The sequence below is a fragment of the Alkaliphilus oremlandii OhILAs genome (assembly GCF_000018325.1).
Taxonomy (GTDB): domain Bacteria; phylum Bacillota; class Clostridia; order Peptostreptococcales; family Natronincolaceae; genus Alkaliphilus_B; species Alkaliphilus_B oremlandii.
The window spans coordinates 2,775,361-2,796,399 of record NC_009922.1 but is presented as its reverse complement, the minus strand read 5'-3'; the positions used below and the strand labels follow the sequence as shown (position 1 = coordinate 2,796,399).

Here is a 21,039-nt window from a genome sequence, read left to right as displayed (position 1 = left end):
AGTTTGTGAGCCAGAGGGAACAAATTTTATTTTGCATGGATTAAAAAATAAAAAAATTGAAGGAGCTGGTAGTAATGAAATCTGAAAGAATGAGTGTAAAAGAAAGCGAGAAAAAAGAAAGGGGCTGGAAGGGAAAAAAATATGTATTCCTGATCCTACTCATGGGGATCATGCTATGGACTTCTGCATGTGGCAGTAGTAGCAAAGCTGTAAGTGTGGATCTGAAGGAGATTGAAGAAAGAGGCTACGTTGTAATGGGACTAGACGATACCTTTGCACCGATGGGATTTAGAAATAATGCAGGAGAGCTGGTAGGCTTCGATATTGATTTAGCTAAGGAAGTTTTTTCAAGGGTCGATATAGAAGTGCGGTTTCAACAAATTGAATGGTCAATGAAGGAGACAGAGCTGAATAGTGGCAACATCGATTTGATCTGGAATGGCTATTCCATTAGCGATGAGAGAAAAGAAAAAGTAGACTTTACAAAGCCGTATTTGGAGAATAAGCAGATCATCGTTACATTGGCAGATACAAAGATAGAAGCGAGGGATGATTTAAAAGGGAAAAAGGTTGCGGTTCAAAACGGATCTACCGCCTATGATGCTGTAATGGCCTATCCAGATTTGGTAGAGGAATTCAGCGGTGGAGAGCTTGTATTATTCGATACAAACAATGAGGCCTTTATGGATTTAGAAGCTGGAAGAACGGAGGCTGTTGTAGCAGATGAAGTACTGGCCAGATATTACCTTAAAGGAAGAGGAGAAGAGAAATTTAAAGTGGCAGAAGAAGATTTCGGTGACGAAGAATACGGCATCGGTGTTAGAAAAACCTCTAAAGAACTGTTGGAATTAGTAGAGAATACTTTAGATGAAATGCGAGCAGATGGAACTTACGATAAAATATACGGTAGCTGGTTTAGCCAAAACTAAGGAAAAATAATGAAAAGAAGGAGGTGTAGAAATGACGTATATCTATAGGATTTTACCAGCAATCGCGTCGGGCATGTTTGCCACCATAGAGATTTTTATCGTCACCTTATGCCTTTCTATACCTTTGGGTCTCGTGGTTGCCCTAGGAAGGCTTTCAACTGTAAAAATCATCAATAGGGTGATTCAATTTTACATTTTAATTATGAGGGGGACGCCCTTACTGCTGCAACTGGTATTTGTATTCTTTGGTCTTCCCTATGTGGGTATCACCTTAGATCGAAAAACGGCGGCTTTGTTAGCCTTAACATTAAACTATGCCGCCTATTTTGCAGAGATTTTTAGAGGTGGCATCGATTCTATCAACCAAGGGCAGTATGAAGCAGCAATGGTATTGGGTTTCAGTAAATATAGAACCATTCAGAGAATCATTTTGCCACAGGTATTTAAAGTAGTGCTGCCATCCGTTGGGAATGAAGTGATTACCTTAGTTAAGGATACATCTTTAGTATATGTTGTGGGGTTGGGAGAGCTTTTAAGGGCAGGGAAGATCGCTGCCAACAGGGATGCGTCCCTGCTGCCCCTAGTGGCTGTAGGCATGGTGTATTTGATCCTCATTTCTATATTAACGGAGGTATTTAAGGGGCTGGAAAGAAAGTATTCCTATTACAGATAGCGGAGGGAAGAGCATGAGTTTAAGGATTAGAAATCTATATAAAAAATTTGATGGCAATACGGTGCTAGAGGATGTTTCCCTTCAGGTAAACCAAGGAGAAATCGTAACGATTATTGGGCCCTCTGGTGCTGGGAAAACAACGCTTTTACGGTGCATTAACCATCTAGAGCAATGTGACGGAGGAACCATTGAAATTGGCAGCCAATATTTATGCAAAGACAGTAAAGCAGGAGCAGTGTATTGCAGTAAAGGGGAGCTGGCAGCCATAAGAAAAAAAATTGGATATGTATTTCAAAGCTTCCATCTCTTCCCTCACCTGTCGGTCCTGGAGAATCTTATGGCGGCTCTGATTCAGGTAAATGGAATGAAGCGAGAAACCGCAGAAAAAAAAGCCATGGATCTTTTAGTTCAGCTGGATTTAGGGGAGAAGGCAAGGATGTATCCCTACCAGCTATCCGGTGGGCAACAACAAAGGGTGGCCATTGCGAGAGCCTGTGCATTGGAGCCCATGGTAATGTGTTTTGATGAGCCCACATCGGCTTTAGATCCAGAGATGAGGGGCGGGATCGTAAATATTATTCAGGGTTTAGCCACACAAAAAATGGCAATCCTTATAATAACTCATGATATGGTATTTGCAAAAGCAGTTTCCCATAGAATAATTTTTCTAGAAAACGGACGGCTGATGGCGGAAGGGAAGCGGGAGCACCAGTTTAAGGATCTGGATAATGAAAGACTTCTCCACTACGTGAATGTGGAGTGAAGTGGAGGGGATTTCAAAGGAGGATATAACCTTAAGAGGAAATAACCATTGACTGAAAGTTTCAAGAATGGTACAATCAGCATAATAAAGGGATGGTATCTTACTGTCCCTAATTTTGATCAACAAGGACTTTAGAAGATTTTGTGGAGGTGTAGTCTTGAGTAATCAAGAATTAGAGCAAATGAAATTGCAGGAGCTCAAAGAAAAAGCAAAGGACCTAGGGGTTAAAAACCTGTCGAAATATAAAAAAAATGAGCTGATTGAGCTGATAGAGAATGCCCAGACAAGGGGAGTGTCAATGGAAATAGAAGAAAGTCCCACCTACATAGATGTAGAAGAAAATTCAATGGAATGTAATAAGCCTGTAGAGGAAGCTCCACAGGAAAGAAAAATTAAAGGTTTACCCGATCATTTAACCGAAGAAATTCCAGTAGGCGAAGAAGTGAATATTGCAGAAGGAATACTGGAAGCCCATACAGATGGATACGGATTTTTGCGTAGAGAGAATTTCCTATCCAGCGATGGTGATATCTATATTTCTCCTTCCCAGATTAGAAGATTTAATATGCGAACTGGCGATAAAATTACAGGTATTACGAGACCGCCAAAAAGTGGTGAAAAGTTTAAAGCCCTTCTTTACGTAAAAGCCATCAATGGACTAAATCCAGAATCTGCTACAAGACGCCCTAATTTTGAAGATCTCACACCTATTTACCCAAAGGAAAGAATCAATTTAGAAGTAAATTCACATGGATTGTCTACTAGATTAATAGATCTGATTGCACCCATTGGTAAGGGGCAAAGAGGTTTGATTGTTGCGCCGCCAAAGGCAGGAAAAACGGTTTTATTAAAGACCGTTGCCAACAGTATCGCTCGAAATTATCCAGATATTGAGATTATCGTTCTGCTAATAGACGAAAGACCGGAAGAGGTAACGGATATGCAGCGCTCGATCAATGCTGAAGTCGCATATTCAACCTTTGATGAGCTTCCAAGCCACCATATTAAAGTAGCAGAAATGGTATTAAACCGTGCACAAAGATTGGTAGAGCACGGGAAGGACGTTGTTATTTTATTAGATAGTATCACGAGACTGGCTAGGGCCTATAACCTTACAATTCCTCCTACAGGAAGAACACTTTCTGGTGGTTTGGACCCTGGAGCACTTCACAAGCCAAAGCGTTTTTTTGGAGCTGCTAGAAAGCTTGAAGAAGGCGGCAGTCTGACCATTATTGCTACAGCATTGGTGGAAACGGGCAGTCGTATGGACGACGTTATATTTGAGGAGTTTAAGGGTACTGGAAATATGGAACTGCATTTAGATCGAAAGTTATCTGAAAAGCGTATATTCCCAGCAGTGGATATTAATAAGTCCGGTACGAGAAGAGAAGATTTACTTCTGAGCCAAGGGGAGATGGAAGCGATTTGGAGTATTCGAAGAGCTATGGGAAATAGTTCGGTACAGGATGTTACTGAAAATATCATTAATTCCTTGGTGGAAACAAAGAATAATAGAGAGTTTATAGAGCTACTGAAAAAACGCATATAGGCATAGAATAATCCCTTGCACCTATAAAGGGATTATGCTATAATGTAGTAGTTAAAATTTGCTTAAGAAGAGTAGCTTAACATAGCAAATGCACTAGGAGAGAGGTGAAAGTAATGAAGAAAGATATCCATCCAGTATATCAAGAAGTAGAAGTACATTGTGCTTGTGGAAATAACTTTAAAACTGGTTCTACAAACAAAGAAATTAGAGTAGAGATTTGTTCACAATGCCACCCATTCTTTACAGGAAAACAAAAGAATGTTGAAAAAGGCGGACGTGTTGAGAAGTTCAAAAAGAGATTTGGTATGTAATACCAATAATATAGGACCTCTATCAAGGTTAGAAGACATGATTCTAACCTTGATTTTTTATGACCGAACCCAATGGATGCGACTGTAAGGCGTAAGAAATTGATAGTAGGTCAATGGAGGGAATGCCAATTTTATCCACCAGAAAGAATGAAATTGTGCAATGATACTGGAAAATAAGAACGTAGTAAGCTTTTTATGGATAGGAAAGATCGAGCTGCTGTATACCGATGGGACCGTATCGTAAGTTTGGATTTATTTTTTAAGGGGGCAGTTTATATGGTGGATTTTATAGAATATTCTAAGGGTGGAAGTATTGAGGTCATTGTGGGACCCATGTACGCTGGCAAAAGTGAAGAGCTGATGAGGAGAGTAAATCGTTGTAGAATTGCGAATTTAAAAGTGTTATCCTTTAAGCCTGCTATCGATAACCGTTACTCTACGAATCATATTACTTCTCATAGTGGAAAGCAAATGGAATGTATTCCTGTAAGTAGCCCCGAAGAGATTTTAGGCCATTTAGAAAATAAAGACTTTGATGTGCTGGCTATAGATGAAGTTCAATTCTTAGGTGAAGATATCGTTAAAATTTGTAAGGATGCCGCTGATATGGGTAAAAGAGTGATCTGCTCTGGGCTTGACATGGATTTCAGAGGCGAACCGTTCCAAGTAGTACCGAATTTAATGGCAATTGCAGAATATGTAACCAAGCTTACGGCGGTTTGTATGAAGTGTAAGGTACCTGCAACGAGAACGCAAAGAATCGTCAATGGAAAACCAGCTAAGTACGATGATCCGATTATTATGGTAGGTGCCAAAGAAAGCTATGAGGCAAGATGCAGAGCTTGCCATGAAGTCATAAAGTAGGATACTCACCCATGGTTCTGTAATGAGAATACATAGTTTTAGAACTTTATCAGTGCATATAAAAAGGGGCTATTTCACTATTTGGAAATAACCCCTTCTATGTTAAATAGAAGTGTAGGTAACCGTGCCAATCCTCCGATGTCTTAGGTGGATCTTCGTTGATGATACTGCTGATGTGCAACGCCTCCTTTTACAAACAGACCATAATGCTTTCTACAACATAGCTGCTTTTAAATTAAAACTTACTGTGAAACTAAAAACCTCTCTTGATAAAGCTCCATTTCAAATACTTTGAAATCTTCAAATTAGAAAATCTAATTCTTCTCCCTTAAAGCTATTTACTTTTCTAAATCTAAACCTTGCTGCTGACTACGTTTCCTACGGATATTCACAAATGCTCGGGCTAAATGTTCATATCGTAGTTTAGGATTGGTAGAGGGTTACTGCATTCTATTTGTTATATATATGCCCCCTAAAAAACATTCTAAACACAAATTTCCGAATTTTTTAAAAAGTTTTTTATGGATAATGAAAATAAGCTGCAACGTGAATTGAATAAATAAAGTTACAGTTTCCATAAGGCAGTGCTTCCATAGGTATAACACAATATGTCTATTTATTAACAAAAATTTAAAAATGAATTTTGTGTTTTTAATGAAGGCAATATATAATAGATAGTATATATTTTATGAATAGATAGGTACTTCGGGAGGCATGGAGATGAACTTGTGGATAAAAGGGATTATATTAGGTTTTGTAATGGTAATGCCCGGCATGAGCGGTGGAACTGCATTTCTTATTTTTGGTTTATATGAAGATTTAATTAAGGATTTAATGAAACGGAACATTAAACCGTATCTCCCTTTGATTGGTGGTATTATTGCCGGAATATTTATTAGTGGCATGGCTTTTGGATTTGTTTTTGAAAATTATCGGGATGCCACGGTTTCGTTTTTGCTGGGATGCTTGTTGGCTTCCATTAAATCTGTACTCTATGGATGCCCCAAAATGAATGGTGGATTTTTAGGTATTGCAATCCTAGGAACGATGATCGGTGCCGTAATGGTAGGAGAGCCTCTATCCTTTGGGGGTATGGAGGAGGAAGTTAGCTTTTTAGCGCTGTTTATTGGGGGCGCATTGGCTACAGCAGCAATGATTATTCCGGGAATCCCTGGCAGCTCCGTTTTAATTTTAATGGGGGTATACGATGTGATGTTTGTTTCTATTAATGAGCTGGATATCGTAAACCTACTGGTCTTTGGAGCAGGTGCGATCATGGGAACCGTTTTATTATTAAATATATTGTCACAACTTTATGATCGATATAAGGCAAAGCTTTCCTACTTTTTTGCTGGTTTAATCCTCGGTTCCTCTCGAAGTATGGTACCTTCAACGTTGAGCGTACCGATCATCATGGTTTTTGTCATAGGATTTGCCTTAGTATGGTTTAGCAGTAATAGGCAAGGGGGAGAGCTTGAAGCTGCTTAGAAAATTAAGCTTGATTTAAGATGAATAATTTAGTATAATACAATACAAATTAACTAAAGAAAACAAATCATAGTAAAAAAGTTGCTGTGAAGGGAAGTAGTAGGTTCACAATCATTTTTAGAGAGTTATCGGGTGGTGGAAGATAACAATGAGCGTAGCTGAACTCGTCCCGGAGCTATTAGGGTGAAATGAAAGTAATTCTAATCAGGTGAACTCCGTTAAAGGTTGTTGAGATGGTTGTTTTTAAACAGGGAGCTTTTGCTTTGCTGTTTGTATAGATAATCAAGTAGAGTGGTATCGCGATCTTTCGCCTCTATAGTATTTAGAGGCGAGGGGTCGCTTTAATTTTTATTAAAAAGTAGAAGGAGTTGACAGAAATGAAGCAATACAATCCAAAAGAAATTGAAAGCAAATGGCAGAATATTTGGGAAGAAAGAGGTGTATTCCACGCTTCAAACGATAAAGACAAGGAGAAGTTCTATGCCTTAATCGAATTTCCCTACCCATCTGGACAGGGACTACACGTAGGGCATCCACGCCCATATACGGCATTGGATGTGGTTTCTAGAAAAAGAAGATTAGAGGGCTACAATGTTCTATATCCAATGGGATGGGACGCTTTCGGTCTTCCAACAGAAAACTATGCGATTAAAAACAAAATACATCCGAAAGTTGTTACGGAGCAAAATGTTGCCCGATTCAAAAAACAGCTACAAGGACTGGGAATGTCCTTCGATTGGTCGAGAGAAATCAATACCACAGATCCAGAGTACTATAAATGGACCCAGTGGATTTTCCTAAAGCTTTTTGAAAAAGGTTTGGCTTATAAGAAGGAAATGTCCATCAACTGGTGTACCAGCTGTAAGGTTGGTCTTGCAAATGAAGAAGTTGTCAATGGTGGTTGCGAGCGATGCGGAGCTGAAGTCGTTCGAAAGCAAAAAAACCAATGGATGCTAAAGATTACAGAATACGCCGAAAGATTGATTAACGACTTAGATCTTGTGGACTATATCGAACGAGTAAAGATACAACAGAAAAACTGGATTGGTAAATCTGAAGGAATGGAAGTGGACTTTGAAATTACCGGTGGTAAGAAAATAACTGTCTATACCACAAGACCGGACACGCTATTTGGTTCAACTTATATGGTAATCTCTCCAGAGCATCCATATATAGAAGAACTTGCAGCTCATATTCAAAACATGGACGATCTGGTTCATTATAGAGAAGAAGCTGCTAAAAAATCTGAGTTCGAAAGAACGGAACTGGTGAAAGATAAGACTGGTGTGAAAATAGAGGGCATTGAGGCTACAAATCCAGCTACTGGAAAGCAAATCCCTATTTTTATATCCGACTATGTAATGATGTCTTACGGAACGGGGGCCATCATGGCGGTACCAGGTCATGATACAAGGGACTGGGAATTTGCGAAGAAGTTCAATCTTCCAATTGTAGAAGTGGTTTCAGGTGGAAATGTAGATGAGGCGGCATATACAGATACAGAAGAAGGGATCATCGTTAATTCAGACTTTATCAATGGCATGCAAGTAAAAGAAGCGAAAGAAAAAATCAGTAGCTGGTTAGAAGAAAAAGGCTTAGGAAAGCGTAAGGTGAACTACAAGCTTCGTGACTGGGTATTCTCTCGTCAAAGATATTGGGGAGAGCCGATTCCACTGGTTCATTGTGACTGCTGCGGATGGGTTCCAGTACCAGAAAGCCAGCTTCCAGTACTTCTTCCAGAGGTAGAAAGCTATGAACCTACAGATAATGGTGAATCGCCTCTTGCAAACCTTCGGGATTGGGTTGAAACAACTTGTCCGAAATGTGGTGGAAAAGCGGAGCGAGAAACGGATACAATGCCTCAATGGGCAGGATCCTCTTGGTATTTCTTAAGATATACAGATCCACATAATAATGAGGAACTGGCAAGCAAAGAAAACCTAGATTACTGGATGCCAATCGATTGGTATAATGGAGGTATGGAGCATACCACACTTCATTTACTATATTCAAGATTCTGGCATAAGTTCTTATATGATTGTGGTGTTGTACCGAGCTGTGAGCCTTACCAAAAGCGTACATCCCACGGAATGATCCTAGGAGAAAATAACGAGAAGATGTCCAAGTCTAGAGGGAATGTAATCAATCCAGATGATATCGTTACAGAATTTGGCGCAGACACTTTAAGACTATATGAAATGTTCATCGGCGACTTTGAAAAAAGTGTACCTTGGTCACAAAATGGTGTAAAGGGCTGTAGAAGATTCCTAGATCGAATATGGAAGCTTCAAGAAATACTGGTCGACAGCCAAGAGATGACAAAGGAGCTAGAAGGAAATATCCACAAAACCATTAAGAAGGTTACAGAGGACTATGAAACATTGAAGTTTAATACAGCTGTTGCCAGTATGATGGCGCTGATTAATGATTTTTATGATCACGGTACGGTAACGAAGGGTGATATGAAGACCTTGCTGACACTTTTAAACCCAGTAGCGCCTCATATTACAGAAGAGCTTTGGGAGGTTCTAGGCTTTGAAGGGCATATCTACGGAACCACATGGCCGATTTGGGATGAAGCTAAAACCATAGACAGCGTTGTAGAGATTCCAATCCAAATCAATGGAAAGGTAAAAGGGCAAATGGTGATTTCTGTAGATTTTACTGCCGACCAAGTAAAGGAGCAGTTTAGAAACGATGAAAGATTAATGGCTCTAGTAGAAGGAAAGAGCATTGTGAAAGAAATTTATGTGCCAGGTAAAATTTACAATATCGTAGTGAAATAAAAAACTGTACAAAAATAGAATCCATGAATTCGATCAAATAAAGAATTAAAAGTTTCCAAGGAATCCCTCTAATGATAATATATTGTTAGAGGGATTATTTATGGAATTGGCGGTGTAAGTGGGAAGAAGATCATCTATATCAGTAAGCCTTTACTCGCAACGGTTTTGTTCGGTTTGGCTCTTGTTTTCGAGAATGCTTCTCAGAAAAGAACCATTGTCCTGATGACCATATTTCTACTTTATATCCTGTGGGGGGATGATTCGACCGTATTTTCATCGAAAATACCCATGGATGATGTTGATTGATGGGATTTTTATATTTTTGCTGGAGTTCTATTCTAAATTTTTAGTGAACTATTTCATCCATTTCTTATATGTACTCAATATATTGGAAGCTGGTATTGTGTTGGATTGTAGAAAATGGAGCAATATAGCTTCCGTAGTATTTGCTCTTGTATGTCTTAGAAAATTTTTCTATGCACTGTATACCATGCCAAACCCTAAAACCATTGCAGAATTTTCTTTTAATTTTTTGGCCCTAGCATTTATCATTACCCTAATAAACTATGGCAAGGTACAATCTTTAGGAAAAATACAGCAGGAGCTGTTATATCAGGAGCTTTTAAAAGCATATGATAAACTGAAGGAGTACAGCCAGATCAGAGAGGAAGCCGTTGTGCTCTACCGAATTTTTCAAGAATCCTTAACCAATGCCATACGCCATGGAAGGTGTAGTAAAATTGAAATTCAATGCAAAATAGACCATGGGAATTTATACTTTCATATTAGAGATAATGGGATCGGCTCTACCCATAAAATAGGAGGAGGTTTTAAGCTATGAGAAAAATAGCGATATTTATTATGGTGGCAGTATTGCTGGTGGGATGCAGCGGCTCAGCATATGAAACCTATCGCTGTGCCTTAGAAAAGACAATGACCATAGAAGAGCTGAAGGAAATGGATGTTGAAGGGCTGATAAAGGGGGGAAGGTAAATTGATAGAGATTAGGGAAATAAAGAAAAGTTTTAATAAGCTGGAGGCAGTGAAGGGTTTATCTTTAACAATTGAGAAGGGAGAAATTCTAGGATTGTTAGGACCCAATGGAGCGGGGAAATCAACGACAATTTCTATCATATCAACGCTTCTGCCTCCTACTTCTGGGGATGTATTGTACGAGGGAAAGAGCATTTTAAAAGATCCTAGAAATTTCAGAGCCATACTGGGCGTGGTCCCTCAGGAAATCGCCTTGTATCCAGATCTAACAGGCTATGAAAATTTAAAGTTTTTTGGAAAGGTATATGGATTAAAAGGAAAGAACTTGGAAGAGCGAATAGAGAAGGTCTTAGAGATTGTTGGCTTGAATGGTCGCGCGAAGGAAATGGTTAAGAACTATTCCGGGGGCATGAAGAGGCGATTGAATATCGGATGTTCCTTGCTTCATAATCCAAAGATATTTATTATGGATGAACCAACGGTAGGGATCGATCCACAGTCTAGAAACCATATTCTAGAAACTGTAAAAGCTTTAAGGGAGGAAGGAATGACGATCATCTATACCAGTCATTATATGGAGGAAGTAGAGTATTTATGTGATCGGATCTATATCATGGACCACGGTGAAATTATGGCAGCAGGCACTAAAGATGAGCTGAAGGGTAGGATTGCTAAGGAGGAAGGGATAGAAAATCCTACATTAGAGGATGTTTTCTTAAAGCTTACGGGAAGAACCTTAAGGGACTAGGAGTTGATTCTATGCTACTGAATTTAATTGGAAAGGATTTAAAGAGAGCCCTTAGAGATCGAAAGGCAATGATGATTACACTCATCATGCCTACGGTTTTAATCACCATCCTAGGATTCTCTGTAGGAAGGTTTTTAGATAATGATCGTGAGTGGATGGATCATTCTACTGTAGGCATTGTAAATTTAGATAATTCTCAGGAGGGTATAGAAAAATTAATCGATACCATTACGGAATTATGGGGAGATACCCCTTTGTCAGTAGAAGATATAAATAAGATTAAAAAGGATATGGGGAATTTTAATATAGAAAAGATATTATTAGAGGATATATTTGGGTCCCAGCATCTCTCCAAGGTTCTAAGCTACAGGTTATTGGAGGAGAAGGAAGCGCTGGGTCTATTGGGAAATAAAGAACTTAGTGCCGTCATTATTATTCCAAAGGACTTTACGTACTATACTGTAATGAGCTTAACCTCGCCCTTTACCTATAAACAGGAGATACAGGTGATAAAAAATAAGGACGATGGCTTTACGGGAAGAATTGTAGAAGAAATTATGACGGGTTTTACGAATATATTATCCTCTGGAATTGTGGCGAAGAGTAGTTTGTTTGAGGTAGGGGCAGAAATGGGTGTTGGGGATCAGATTTATGGAGAAATCGGTGTACTTCTTGAAAAGACATTGGCACAAACCTCAAATGTGGAAATAAAAATTGAAAATAGAGCGACAATGAATACCATCAAAGGAATGCAATATTATTCTGTAGGTCAGGCCATGATGTTTGTGCTTTATATTGCGGGCTATGGCGCAAAATATGCCTTCGATGAAAAGCGTTTTTATACTTATGAAAGACTTAGAATCAGCAATGTGACAAAGTCAGATATTTTACTGAGCAGGGGCATAATTACTTTTTTAATCGCTTTTATGCAAATCTATATTTTAATTCTATATTCCTCCTTGCTATTTAGAATCACATGGGGAGAGCCCTTGGCTGTACTGATATTAACGACAGTGATGGCTCTAGCAGTAAGTGGCATCAGCATCTTTTTAACGGCGATGAACTATACTGTCGGCAATATGAAAATATCCAATCTATTCGATAATATCATTATTATGATTTTTGCAGCTTTGGGTGGCAGCTTTATACCGGTGAAAGGGATTCCTTTCCTCCAGAAGATCGGCGCCTTCACTCCCAATGGTGCAGCCATCAATGGATATATTAAACTGATGCAAGGATATGGCTTAGGTGATATCGGTGATACATTAACCCTGTTAATCAGCATCTTTATAATTTTTTCTGTTTTAGGTATGGTTCTGTTACGAAGGGGGGAGGCGGCGCTATGATGGCCATATTATATGCCAAGTTTATGGGCTTAAAAAGAAATTTATCTTGGATTTTATTGATGGCTGCCTTCCCTATGATTCTCACTTTCTTTTTTGGCGGAGGAATGGGAAGGGAAAGGAAAGCCCTGCCAATGGTCAACGAAGATCAGAGCGTTTATTCTACAATGCTGATAGAGGAAATTCAAAAATCCAATGCTTATGATATTACAGAAATAGAACGAAGGGAAGCAGAAAGGCTAGTACGGGAGCAGGAGGCATTGTTCTCTTTGGTGATTCCAAAGGGATTCATGGAAGCGATAGAAGGGGAACATAAAACCAATATAATGATTATTAGAAGTATAGAGACATTGGATATTTATGCGCTTCAAAGCGTCTTAAACAGTGCACTACAGAAGGTAGCCACGGAACGTAAAATTGTAGCAGCAGGGATGGAAATATTAAGCAGGTACGGAGCAGAAGCCTCTGTAGAGGAAAGACTAAGTCAGGTTGTAAGCAGTAAGCTGGCGTCCGACGGTATGATTACAGTGAAGGCCAAAACCTATGGTGAGGATACTGCTGGCAGGTTGGAGCCTAGGACCTCAAGTTCTGCCGGTTTTCTATTGTTCTTCTCTATGTATCCTCTGACCTTTTTGGTAGGAGATATTTTAGAGGATAAGAAATTGTTGATATGGAATCGATTGATAATTTCTCCCGTATCGAAAATAAAAATGTATTCAGCGAATATGGTGTTTGCTTTTATTGTAGGAATGGCACAAATGGTATTATTGGTCATACTGAATAAAGTAATCTTCAATATTACATGGACACAGAATACCATGGGACTGATATTGCTTTTGGGTGTATTTTCATTTACCGTCATAGGCTTGGGGCTTCTTCTCTCTGCCTTCGTTAAAACGCCACAGCAGCTTTCTGCCATAGCGCCCATTGTATTGACCAGTACTTCTATGCTGGGTGGCCTAATGTGGCCCGTAGAGATTATTACCAATAAAGTATTACTATTTTTAGCAAGATTGACGCCTCAATTTTGGGCGATGGAGGCCTTTAATAAACTGATGTATTACAATGCACCTACAAAAGATATCCTTTTTCCAGTAATGGTACTTTTTCTAATAGGCATACTTTTTTTGGGAATTAGCTTAAAGATAAGAGAAAGTCCCCAATGAAATAAGATGTGGGGACCATTCTGAATCCTTCAAAGACGTTTAGTGGCATAGGCTACAAGCGTCTTTTTTGTGACTGAGTTCAATTTATAGGGCATTAAAACTATTTAAGCTTTTTATGAAGGGGAAACTAGGGTATAATTGTTATAGAGAAAATAAAAAAGCTTGTATAGAAGCATTATAAGGAGGCTTTTTTGAAACTCATTTACAGTAAAGTTCTCTTTTGAAAATATGTTGTAAGTAGAGCTTTTCTATTTGTTATAATAAATAGTTTGTTTATTTGGGTTATATAGAAAGTCCATGGATTCAGCACTGCGGTGGAACGGAATCTGTGGCAGAAAGGACGAAATATATGAGTAGACTAGGACAAAGGGTTGCAAAACCAACGAGTATTGGGGGTCAAGCCTTAATCGAAGGCGTGATGATGAAGGGACCGAAGGAGATGGCCATTGCTGTTCGAAATCCCGAAAATGAAATCATAATAAAGAAGGAGCCCGTAGAAGGCTTCGTCACAAAATACAAACTGAATAAGATTCCCTTTTTAAGAGGTGGCCTCGCCCTCATAGATTCTATGATAACGGGGGTACGATCCTTGAACTATGCAGCGGATATTGCCATGCCGGAGGAAGAGACCGATAAGGAGCCTGGAAGGTTCGAGGCGTTTTTAGGAAAAATATTCGGAGAAAAACTAGGCGATATCATGATTTATTTTTCCGTATTTGTTGCGCTCATCATGTCTGTAGGGATTTTTATTCTAGGACCGACCTTACTGACTGGGGTGTTGAAGAATTTTATCAAAAATATAGTGGTATTAAATCTAATGGAGGGCGTTCTGCGTTTGGTTTTATTCGTGGTATATATTGCAGTAATCTCTAGAATGGAGGATATTCGAAGAGTTTTTCAATACCATGGAGCGGAACACAAAACAATTTATTGCTATGAAAATGGCGAAGAACTAACTGTTGAAAATGTAAGAAAATATACAACCCTTCATCCGAGATGCGGAACCAGCTTTCTTTTCATCGTAATGATGGTCAGTATGGTGATTTTTTCTCTGATTGAATGGAGCGATCCAATTACGAGAATGTTGACTAGATTAGCACTTCTGCCAGTGGTTGCAGGGATTTCCTATGAGATTATAAGGATTGCCGGAAGAAGTCAATCCGCATTGATGTCCATCGTAAGTTATCCGGGTATGATGATGCAGAAGCTTACAACCTTGGAGCCCGATGATAGTCAAATCGAAGTTGCCATAGAGGCTTTAAAGGGCGTTCTAGTAGAAAATGAGGACGATGCAAGATGGTAACCGTAGGCAAGCTGTTGAAAGAGGGAACAGAATTATTGGCAGGTGCTGGTATTGGCACCCCACGATTGGATGCGGAGGTGCTGCTGTACAATGTCCTAAAAGTAGACCGACTGCATCTTCATATGTATCCAGAGAAGGAGATCTCAAAGGAAGAGGAAGCCTTATTTTGGACTTATATGGCGCAGCGAAAAAACCATATGCCGGTGCAGTACATCATAAAGAAGCAAGAATTTATGGGGCTTGATTTTTTCGTAGAGGAAGGGGTTTTAATTCCAAGGGGCGATACAGAAATCTTGGTGGAGAAGGCCATTGAAATCTATAAAGAGAAGTTCGAACCTCAAAAGGTAAGGATCATGGATATCGGAACGGGAAGTGGCGCCATTGTCGTCAGCTTGGCAAAATTCATCGAGAACAGCATCCTTACAGCCATAGATATTTCGCCAAAGGCATTTGAAGTGGCAAAGAAAAATGCAGCTCATCATGGTGTGGATCATAAAATAGCATTTTATTTGGGTAGTTTATTTGAAGCACTATATGGTAAAGATGAACATAAAGAATACGATTTCATCGTATCAAATCCACCCTATATCCCGAAGGCCGTAGTGGATACCTTAGACGCTGGCGTAAAAGACTACGAACCTCATTTGGCTTTAGATGGCGGAGCAGATGGACTCGATTTCTACAGAGAAATTACACTGGGTGCAAAGGAATATTTGAAGTCGGGAGGATGGCTTCTATTTGAGATTGGGTACGACCAAGGAGAATCGGTGTCGGAGCTTTTGATCGCCAATGATCTGAAAGAGGTTCAGGTACGAAAGGATCTGGCAGGGCTAGATCGAGTTGTACTGGGAAAAAAACAGTAGAGAAAAATAAAAAATTGTGATATAATTTAGAATTGGTAAAAACGTGAATGAGGTGAATTAGATGCTAGATAAACTAGCTTTTTTAGAGGAAAAATATGAAGATTTAAGTGAGAAGATCAGCGAGCCAGAGATTATCAATGATCAACCTCAATGGAAGAAATTAGTAAAGGAACATTCGGATTTAGAAGAAATTGTAATGAAGTATCGTGAATATAAGAAAACAGAACAAGGCCTCAACGATGCCAAGGAAATCCTAAGAGATAAAACTGCCGACGAAGAATTTAGGGAAATGGCTAAAATGGAAATTGCAGAACTTGAAGAAAAGATAGAGGTTCTGGAAGGTGAACTTAAAATATTGCTGCTGCCGAAGGACCCTAACGATGATAAGGACGTTATCGTAGAGATTCGTGCAGGTGCCGGTGGAGATGAAGCAGGCTTATTTGCGGCAGACCTATTTAGAATGTATACCAGATATGCGGAAAATGTAGGCTGGAAGGTTGAAATGATGAGTGCCAACGATACTGGAATCGGTGGATACAAAGAGGTTATCTTTATGATCAAGGGCCACGGCGCATATTCCAGATTGAAATACGAAAGTGGCGTTCACCGTGTACAGAGAATTCCAAGTACAGAATCCGGCGGTAGAATTCATACCTCTACAATCACTGTTGCAGTTTTACCGGAGGCAGACGATGTAGACTTTGAACTGGATATGAACGATATTCGTGTAGACGTGTTCCGTTCTTCAGGAAACGGCGGACAGTCCGTTAATACAACAGACTCTGCTGTTCGTGTGACCCATATTCCTACAGGAACCGTTGTATCCTGCCAGGATGAAAAATCACAGCTTAAAAACAAGGAGAAAGCACTGAAAATTCTAAGAGCAAGACTTCTGGACGTGTTAATTCAAGAACAACAGGCTGAAATTGCACAGGACAGAAAGAGCCAAGTTGGAACAGGGGATCGTAGTGAAAGAATCAGAACCTACAACTTCCCACAAGGACGAATTACAGATCACCGTATTAACGTGACGCTGTATCGACTAGATTCCTTCTTAAATGGAGATATCCAAGAAATGATTGATGCTTTAATCACCACAGATCAGGCAGAAAAACTTAAAGAAGTGAATAGCTAAAAGCAAATATTTAAGAAGTGAGGGCCCATACCTTCACTTTTTTGTTGCTCTAAATCCTTCTATGTTGGAATATATATTGAATATCATTTTTCAACTGGAGGGAGTTTATGAGCGATATATTTCGTACCACATGCATTGGATTTGCAGTGGGAGTTTTAGGTACAGGGCTTGGCGGGGTTTTTGCTTTTTTTATCCATCAACCATCGAGAAGATTTCTAAGTGCGATCATCGGTTTGTCTGGTGGGATTATGCTATCCACCGTTGCCTTTGAACTGCTTCCAGAGGCTTTGGAGATTTCAGGAGTAATCAGTACGTCCTTGGGATTGTTTATAGGGGCTATTGCTTCTGCCTTTTTAGATGGGCTTCTGGAAAATTCCACAAAAGAGAGGTTCAATCCCAAACAAGGTTATTTAAAAACCGGTATTCTATTGGGGCTAAGTATTGCCATGCACAACTTTCCGGAGGGCCTTGCCATTGGGTCCGGTTTCATGGCCGAAGCCAGCTTGGGAATCAGCCTTGCCATCGTCATTGCCTTACACAATGTGCCGGAAGGTATTGCCATGGTTGTTCCTATGAAAATTGGTGGATACAGAGCGGTAAAGGCTTTTCTTCTTACCTTATTGGTGGGCGCTCCCATGGGGATTGGCGCATACTTTGGGGTATTAATAGGAGAGCTGGCGTATTCCCTCATCGGAATTTCTCTAGCTTTTGCAGGCGGTACCATGCTATACATTACCATCGGAGAATTGATTCCAAAGGGAAAAGAACTAGATCAAGGATGGATTTCCACCATATTTTCTATTCTTGGATTTATATTGGGCGTGATTATTTCTAAAAGATTTTAGAAGATATTGTTAATTTACGTACTTTTGGTATACAATATGTGTAAAGAAAGCTTACGCAAAACTATAAATTGAAAGGCCAAAGGTGGATGCCATGTTTAAAATCCTTTCATGGATTATCAGATATGTTTTTATCATTTTAATATATTATTTTCTATATGGGATTATTCGGTTGATTTATTTGGATATTCAGACCATCAACCGTGTAAGCCAAAAGGAAAATAATAATCCGTATTTGAAACTTGTCAACAGAAAGGAACGATTAGATTTCGATGTACTGGAATTCTATGATCTAAGGAAGATTACGACCATTGGACGAGCGAAGAACAATGATATTCAGCTACTGGACAAATACATTTCTTCGGATCATGCGAAGATCATCATGGATGAAGGAGAGTATTTCCTAGAGGATGTAGGCAGCGTCAATGGGACTTATTTAAACAATACGAAGATTGACGATGTTGTGAAGCTGAGGAATGGAGACCGTATCGGTGTGGGACAGGTGGAATTCCTGTTTGTAAAAGAGGCGGTGGCAGAATGATGAATCTCTATAACCTGTTTAAGATCCGTCGGCCGATTTACATTTTAATCATTGTGAACCTGCTATTTTTTACTTTACTTTTTTTATATAGAAAGCCTATGGATACCTCCATATTGATTGCAGGTGTGGCTGTTATTTTACTAATGTCCCTTTCCTATGTGCTTATTGTGAAGCGAAAAATGGGGGATCAGTACATTTTTTTAATCATCTCCATGCTGACCAGCTTGGGGATCATCATGCTTTATCGGTTAAATCCAGCCTACGGGTCAAGACAGATCATGATCTATGGACTGGGCGTTGTTCTGTATTTTTTTGCTTACATCGTATTTAGAGCCACTAACAACTGGCACCAATATATCTTTCTCTATATTGGCTTTAATTTCGCTTTATTTATTGCAACCTTTGCCATCGGTACCAGCGTAAAAGGGGCAACCAACTGGATCAACATTGGTGGGTTTAATTTTCAGCCTGCAGAAATCATCAAAGTGAGCTTTGTATTTTTTATTGCAGCCTACTATAATATGAGGTTGAGTGAGGATACGACTTTAGAAGAGGTTGAAGTAAAGCTAGACGAAGAAGAGGAGATACCTCAGGAGCAAAAAGAGAAGAAGGATTTCTTTGCTCTATTGAATCGAGAGAATTTGAATATAAAGAATGTGTATGTCTTTTTGGCCATATCCTACCTCCATATTTTCTTTCTTTTGATGCAAAGAGAGCTGGGAATCTCCATGCTTTTTTACGTAGTGTTTCTGAGCATATTTTATATTTATGAAGAGGATCACAAATTGCTGCTATACAATGTAGGTGCCGCTGTCATCATCGCAGTGCTGAGCTATTTCACCATGAGCCACGTTGAAGTTCGGCTGACGACTTGGATCAACCCTTGGGCGGATATCGCTGGGAAGGGCTATCAAATTACACAATCTCTCTTTGCCATTGCGGCCGGTGGTTTTTTTGGGACGGGGCTCGGTCTTGGAAGCCCTGGATACATTCCAGAGGTGCATACGGATTTTATCTTTTCTGCCATCTGTGAAGAGCTTGGTTTGTTTGGTGGTATGGCTGTGGTTTTACTGTATTTTATTTTGACTTATAGAGGCTTTAAAATTGCATTGAGCATTAAAGATCACTTTAAAAAGATCGTAGCTCTCGGCATTACTTTAATTTATGGCTATCAAACATTTATTATTGTGGGGGGCGTTATCAAGCTCATTCCTCTAACAGGAGTGACACTGCCTTTTATCAGCTATGGAGGAACATCCCTCATCTCCGCCTTTGTGTCCTTTGGTATTTTACAGGCAATTTCTAAGAAAACCATAGAGAAAGATGAGGTGGCAGTCCTTGGAGAATAATAGAAAAATCGTTCATGTCATTGTGTTTGTCAGCCTTTTGTTCTTTAGTATCATTGCATATTTGACCTACTTTCAGATCTTCAAATCTGCTGAAATGGCGGTTAACCCTTACAACAAAAGGCAGTTGGCTCGAGAAGAAAAGACCATCAGAGGCAGTATTTTCGACCGCAGTGGTACGGTGCTAGCAGAGACCCAAATCAATGAATCTGGCCAGGAAAACAGGGTTTATCCCTTCAACCGACTATACAGTCACCTGATTGGTTATAGCTCTAAGCAATACGGTAAGGCAGGAATAGAGTCCTATTACAATGGCAGACTACTGGCTTTGGGAGAAGAGAATATCCTCAGCCGAATTCAGCAGATGATTACAGAGGATAAGATTAAGGGCCATGATTTACTGCTGACCATCGATCACCCGTTGCAGAAAAAATCCAGTGAGCTGATGGAAGGAAAAACAGGTGCCATTGTAGCCCTCAATCCTAAAACGGGAGAGGTTCTTGCCATGGTTAGCAAGCCGGATTATAATCCCAATAACCTTTTGGAGAACTGGGACAGCTTATTGGCAGACCCCAAAAGCCCTCTGTTGAATCGGAGTATTTCTGGGCTATATCCACCGGGTTCCATATATAAAACGGTCATCGCTGCCGGCGTATTAAAAGATGGTGGCATCGATACGAATTACGACTGTACAGGCGCCATTACCATCGATGGATACGTATTGACAGATGCGGGCAAAAGAGCCCATGGTCATTTGGATTTAAGAGATTCTATGATCGTTTCCTGTAATACGAACTTTGCACGGATGGGTGTGGCATTGGGCAGTGATAAAGTGACAGAGATTTCTAAGGACTTCTTCCTAGGGAAAAAAAACGGTAGCGATATGCCAATCGCTGAAAGCCGATATCCTTATACCAAGATGAGCCCTACGGACGTGGCGGCAGTATCCATCGGACAGGGAAAACTTTTAGTGACGCCCATGCATATGGCAGTGGTTGCCGCTACCTTTGCCAATGATGGCACGATGATGGAGCCCTATATTGTAGAGGAAGTGAGAAGTGCCGATGGTAGGGTGGTGGCCTCTGGAAGAAGCCAAGGCACTCAAATTGTTTCAGCGGAAATTGCAAAAGAGGTTGCAGATATGATGGTGGCCGTAGTAAGCCAAGGAACTGGCACCAACGCTCGGTTGTCTGGCGTAAAGGTGGCTGGAAAAACAGGAACTGCAGAAAATGAAACGGGAGAAAATCATTCCTGGTTCATCGGCTTTGCACCTGCAGATGATCCGCAAATTGCAGTTGCCGTTATTTTAGAGTCGGAAGGTAGAAGTGGTGGTGCGGCGGCAGCACCCATTGCGAGAGAAGTGATCCGACAAGGATTAAAAGGAGGAAAATAGTGT

Annotated in this window: 20 protein-coding genes and 1 other annotated feature; all 20 genes read left to right on the top strand. The window is 40.0% G+C overall.

Features of this window, described 5'->3' with window-relative positions; translation table 11 throughout:
- Positions 1-74 precede the first annotated feature (74 nt).
- The gene (locus CLOS_RS13690; RefSeq protein ID WP_012160432.1) at positions 75-929 is read left to right on the top strand and encodes an amino acid ABC transporter substrate-binding protein; all 855 of its coding nucleotides are present in this window, start codon (positions 75-77) and stop codon (positions 927-929) included.
- Between the two features lie 31 nt (positions 930-960).
- Entirely contained in the window at positions 961-1,602 is a 642-nt protein-coding gene (locus CLOS_RS13685) for an amino acid ABC transporter permease (protein ID WP_012160431.1), read from the top strand.
- A 13-nt stretch (positions 1,603-1,615) separates the two neighbouring features.
- On the top strand, positions 1,616-2,365 hold the full coding sequence (locus CLOS_RS13680; protein ID WP_012160430.1) for an amino acid ABC transporter ATP-binding protein: 750 nt from the start codon (positions 1,616-1,618) through the stop codon (positions 2,363-2,365).
- 157 nt (positions 2,366-2,522) lie between these two features.
- Positions 2,523-3,914, top strand: coding sequence for a transcription termination factor Rho (gene rho, locus CLOS_RS13675; RefSeq protein ID WP_012160429.1), 1,392 nt, complete (start codon positions 2,523-2,525; stop codon positions 3,912-3,914).
- 113 nt (positions 3,915-4,027) lie between these two features.
- Positions 4,028-4,225, top strand: coding sequence for a 50S ribosomal protein L31 (gene rpmE, locus CLOS_RS13670; RefSeq protein ID WP_012160428.1), 198 nt, complete (start codon positions 4,028-4,030; stop codon positions 4,223-4,225).
- 195 nt (positions 4,226-4,420) lie between these two features.
- Positions 4,421-5,089: a thymidine kinase gene (locus tag CLOS_RS13665; protein WP_330360301.1), complete on the top strand. Its 669-nt coding sequence runs from the start codon at positions 4,421-4,423 to the stop codon at positions 5,087-5,089.
- Between the two features lie 720 nt (positions 5,090-5,809).
- Positions 5,810-6,577: an undecaprenyl phosphate translocase family protein gene (locus CLOS_RS13660; RefSeq protein ID WP_012160426.1), complete on the top strand. Its 768-nt coding sequence runs from the start codon at positions 5,810-5,812 to the stop codon at positions 6,575-6,577.
- A 77-nt stretch (positions 6,578-6,654) separates the two neighbouring features.
- Positions 6,655-6,895 (top strand) — a binding site (T-box leader).
- Positions 6,896-6,954: 59 nt separating this feature from the next.
- A complete protein-coding gene (leuS, locus tag CLOS_RS13655) occupies positions 6,955-9,363 on the top strand; it encodes a leucine--tRNA ligase (RefSeq protein WP_012160425.1) in 2,409 nt (802 codons plus the stop codon).
- Positions 9,364-9,619: 256 nt separating this feature from the next.
- Complete coding sequence (locus tag CLOS_RS13650; protein WP_012160424.1) at positions 9,620-10,204, top strand: ATP-binding protein; 585 nt, start codon at positions 9,620-9,622, stop codon at positions 10,202-10,204.
- Positions 10,201-10,356, top strand: a complete 156-nt coding sequence (locus CLOS_RS15980) for a hypothetical protein (protein WP_156774456.1) — start codon at positions 10,201-10,203, stop codon at positions 10,354-10,356. Before CLOS_RS13650 ends, CLOS_RS15980 begins: the two co-directional genes overlap by 4 nt.
- Before the next feature lies 1 nt (position 10,357).
- Positions 10,358-11,104 carry an ABC transporter ATP-binding protein gene (locus CLOS_RS13645; RefSeq protein ID WP_012160423.1) on the top strand — a complete coding sequence of 249 codons (747 nt, stop codon included), beginning with the start codon at positions 10,358-10,360 and terminating at the stop codon, positions 11,102-11,104.
- A gap of 11 nt (positions 11,105-11,115) precedes the next feature.
- On the top strand, positions 11,116-12,450 hold the full coding sequence (locus tag CLOS_RS13640; RefSeq protein ID WP_012160422.1) for an ABC transporter permease: 1,335 nt from the start codon (positions 11,116-11,118) through the stop codon (positions 12,448-12,450).
- A complete protein-coding gene (locus CLOS_RS13635) occupies positions 12,447-13,613 on the top strand; it encodes an ABC transporter permease (RefSeq protein WP_012160421.1) in 1,167 nt (388 codons plus the stop codon). Before CLOS_RS13640 ends, CLOS_RS13635 begins: the two co-directional genes overlap by 4 nt.
- A 277-nt stretch (positions 13,614-13,890) precedes the next feature.
- Positions 13,891-14,916: a DUF1385 domain-containing protein gene (locus tag CLOS_RS13630; protein ID WP_330360300.1), complete on the top strand. Its 1,026-nt coding sequence runs from the start codon at positions 13,891-13,893 to the stop codon at positions 14,914-14,916.
- Positions 14,910-15,779 (top strand): peptide chain release factor N(5)-glutamine methyltransferase, encoded by an 870-nt coding sequence (gene prmC / locus CLOS_RS13625; RefSeq protein ID WP_012160419.1) that lies wholly within the window; start codon positions 14,910-14,912, stop codon positions 15,777-15,779. Before CLOS_RS13630 ends, prmC begins: the two co-directional genes overlap by 7 nt.
- A 61-nt stretch (positions 15,780-15,840) precedes the next feature.
- Entirely contained in the window at positions 15,841-16,914 is a 1,074-nt protein-coding gene (prfA, locus tag CLOS_RS13620) for a peptide chain release factor 1 (RefSeq protein ID WP_012160418.1), read from the top strand.
- 107 nt (positions 16,915-17,021) lie between these two features.
- Positions 17,022-17,759 (top strand): ZIP family metal transporter, encoded by a 738-nt coding sequence (locus tag CLOS_RS13615; protein ID WP_012160417.1) that lies wholly within the window; start codon positions 17,022-17,024, stop codon positions 17,757-17,759.
- 91 nt (positions 17,760-17,850) lie between these two features.
- Entirely contained in the window at positions 17,851-18,297 is a 447-nt protein-coding gene (locus tag CLOS_RS13610) for an FHA domain-containing protein (protein ID WP_012160416.1), read from the top strand.
- Complete coding sequence (locus tag CLOS_RS13605; protein ID WP_012160415.1) at positions 18,294-19,646, top strand: FtsW/RodA/SpoVE family cell cycle protein; 1,353 nt, start codon at positions 18,294-18,296, stop codon at positions 19,644-19,646. Before CLOS_RS13610 ends, CLOS_RS13605 begins: the two co-directional genes overlap by 4 nt.
- Positions 19,636-21,036 carry a peptidoglycan D,D-transpeptidase FtsI family protein gene (locus CLOS_RS13600; RefSeq protein ID WP_012160414.1) on the top strand — a complete coding sequence of 467 codons (1,401 nt, stop codon included), beginning with the start codon at positions 19,636-19,638 and terminating at the stop codon, positions 21,034-21,036. The genes CLOS_RS13605 and CLOS_RS13600 overlap by 11 nt, the downstream gene beginning before the upstream one ends.
- Positions 21,037-21,039 lie beyond the last annotated feature (3 nt).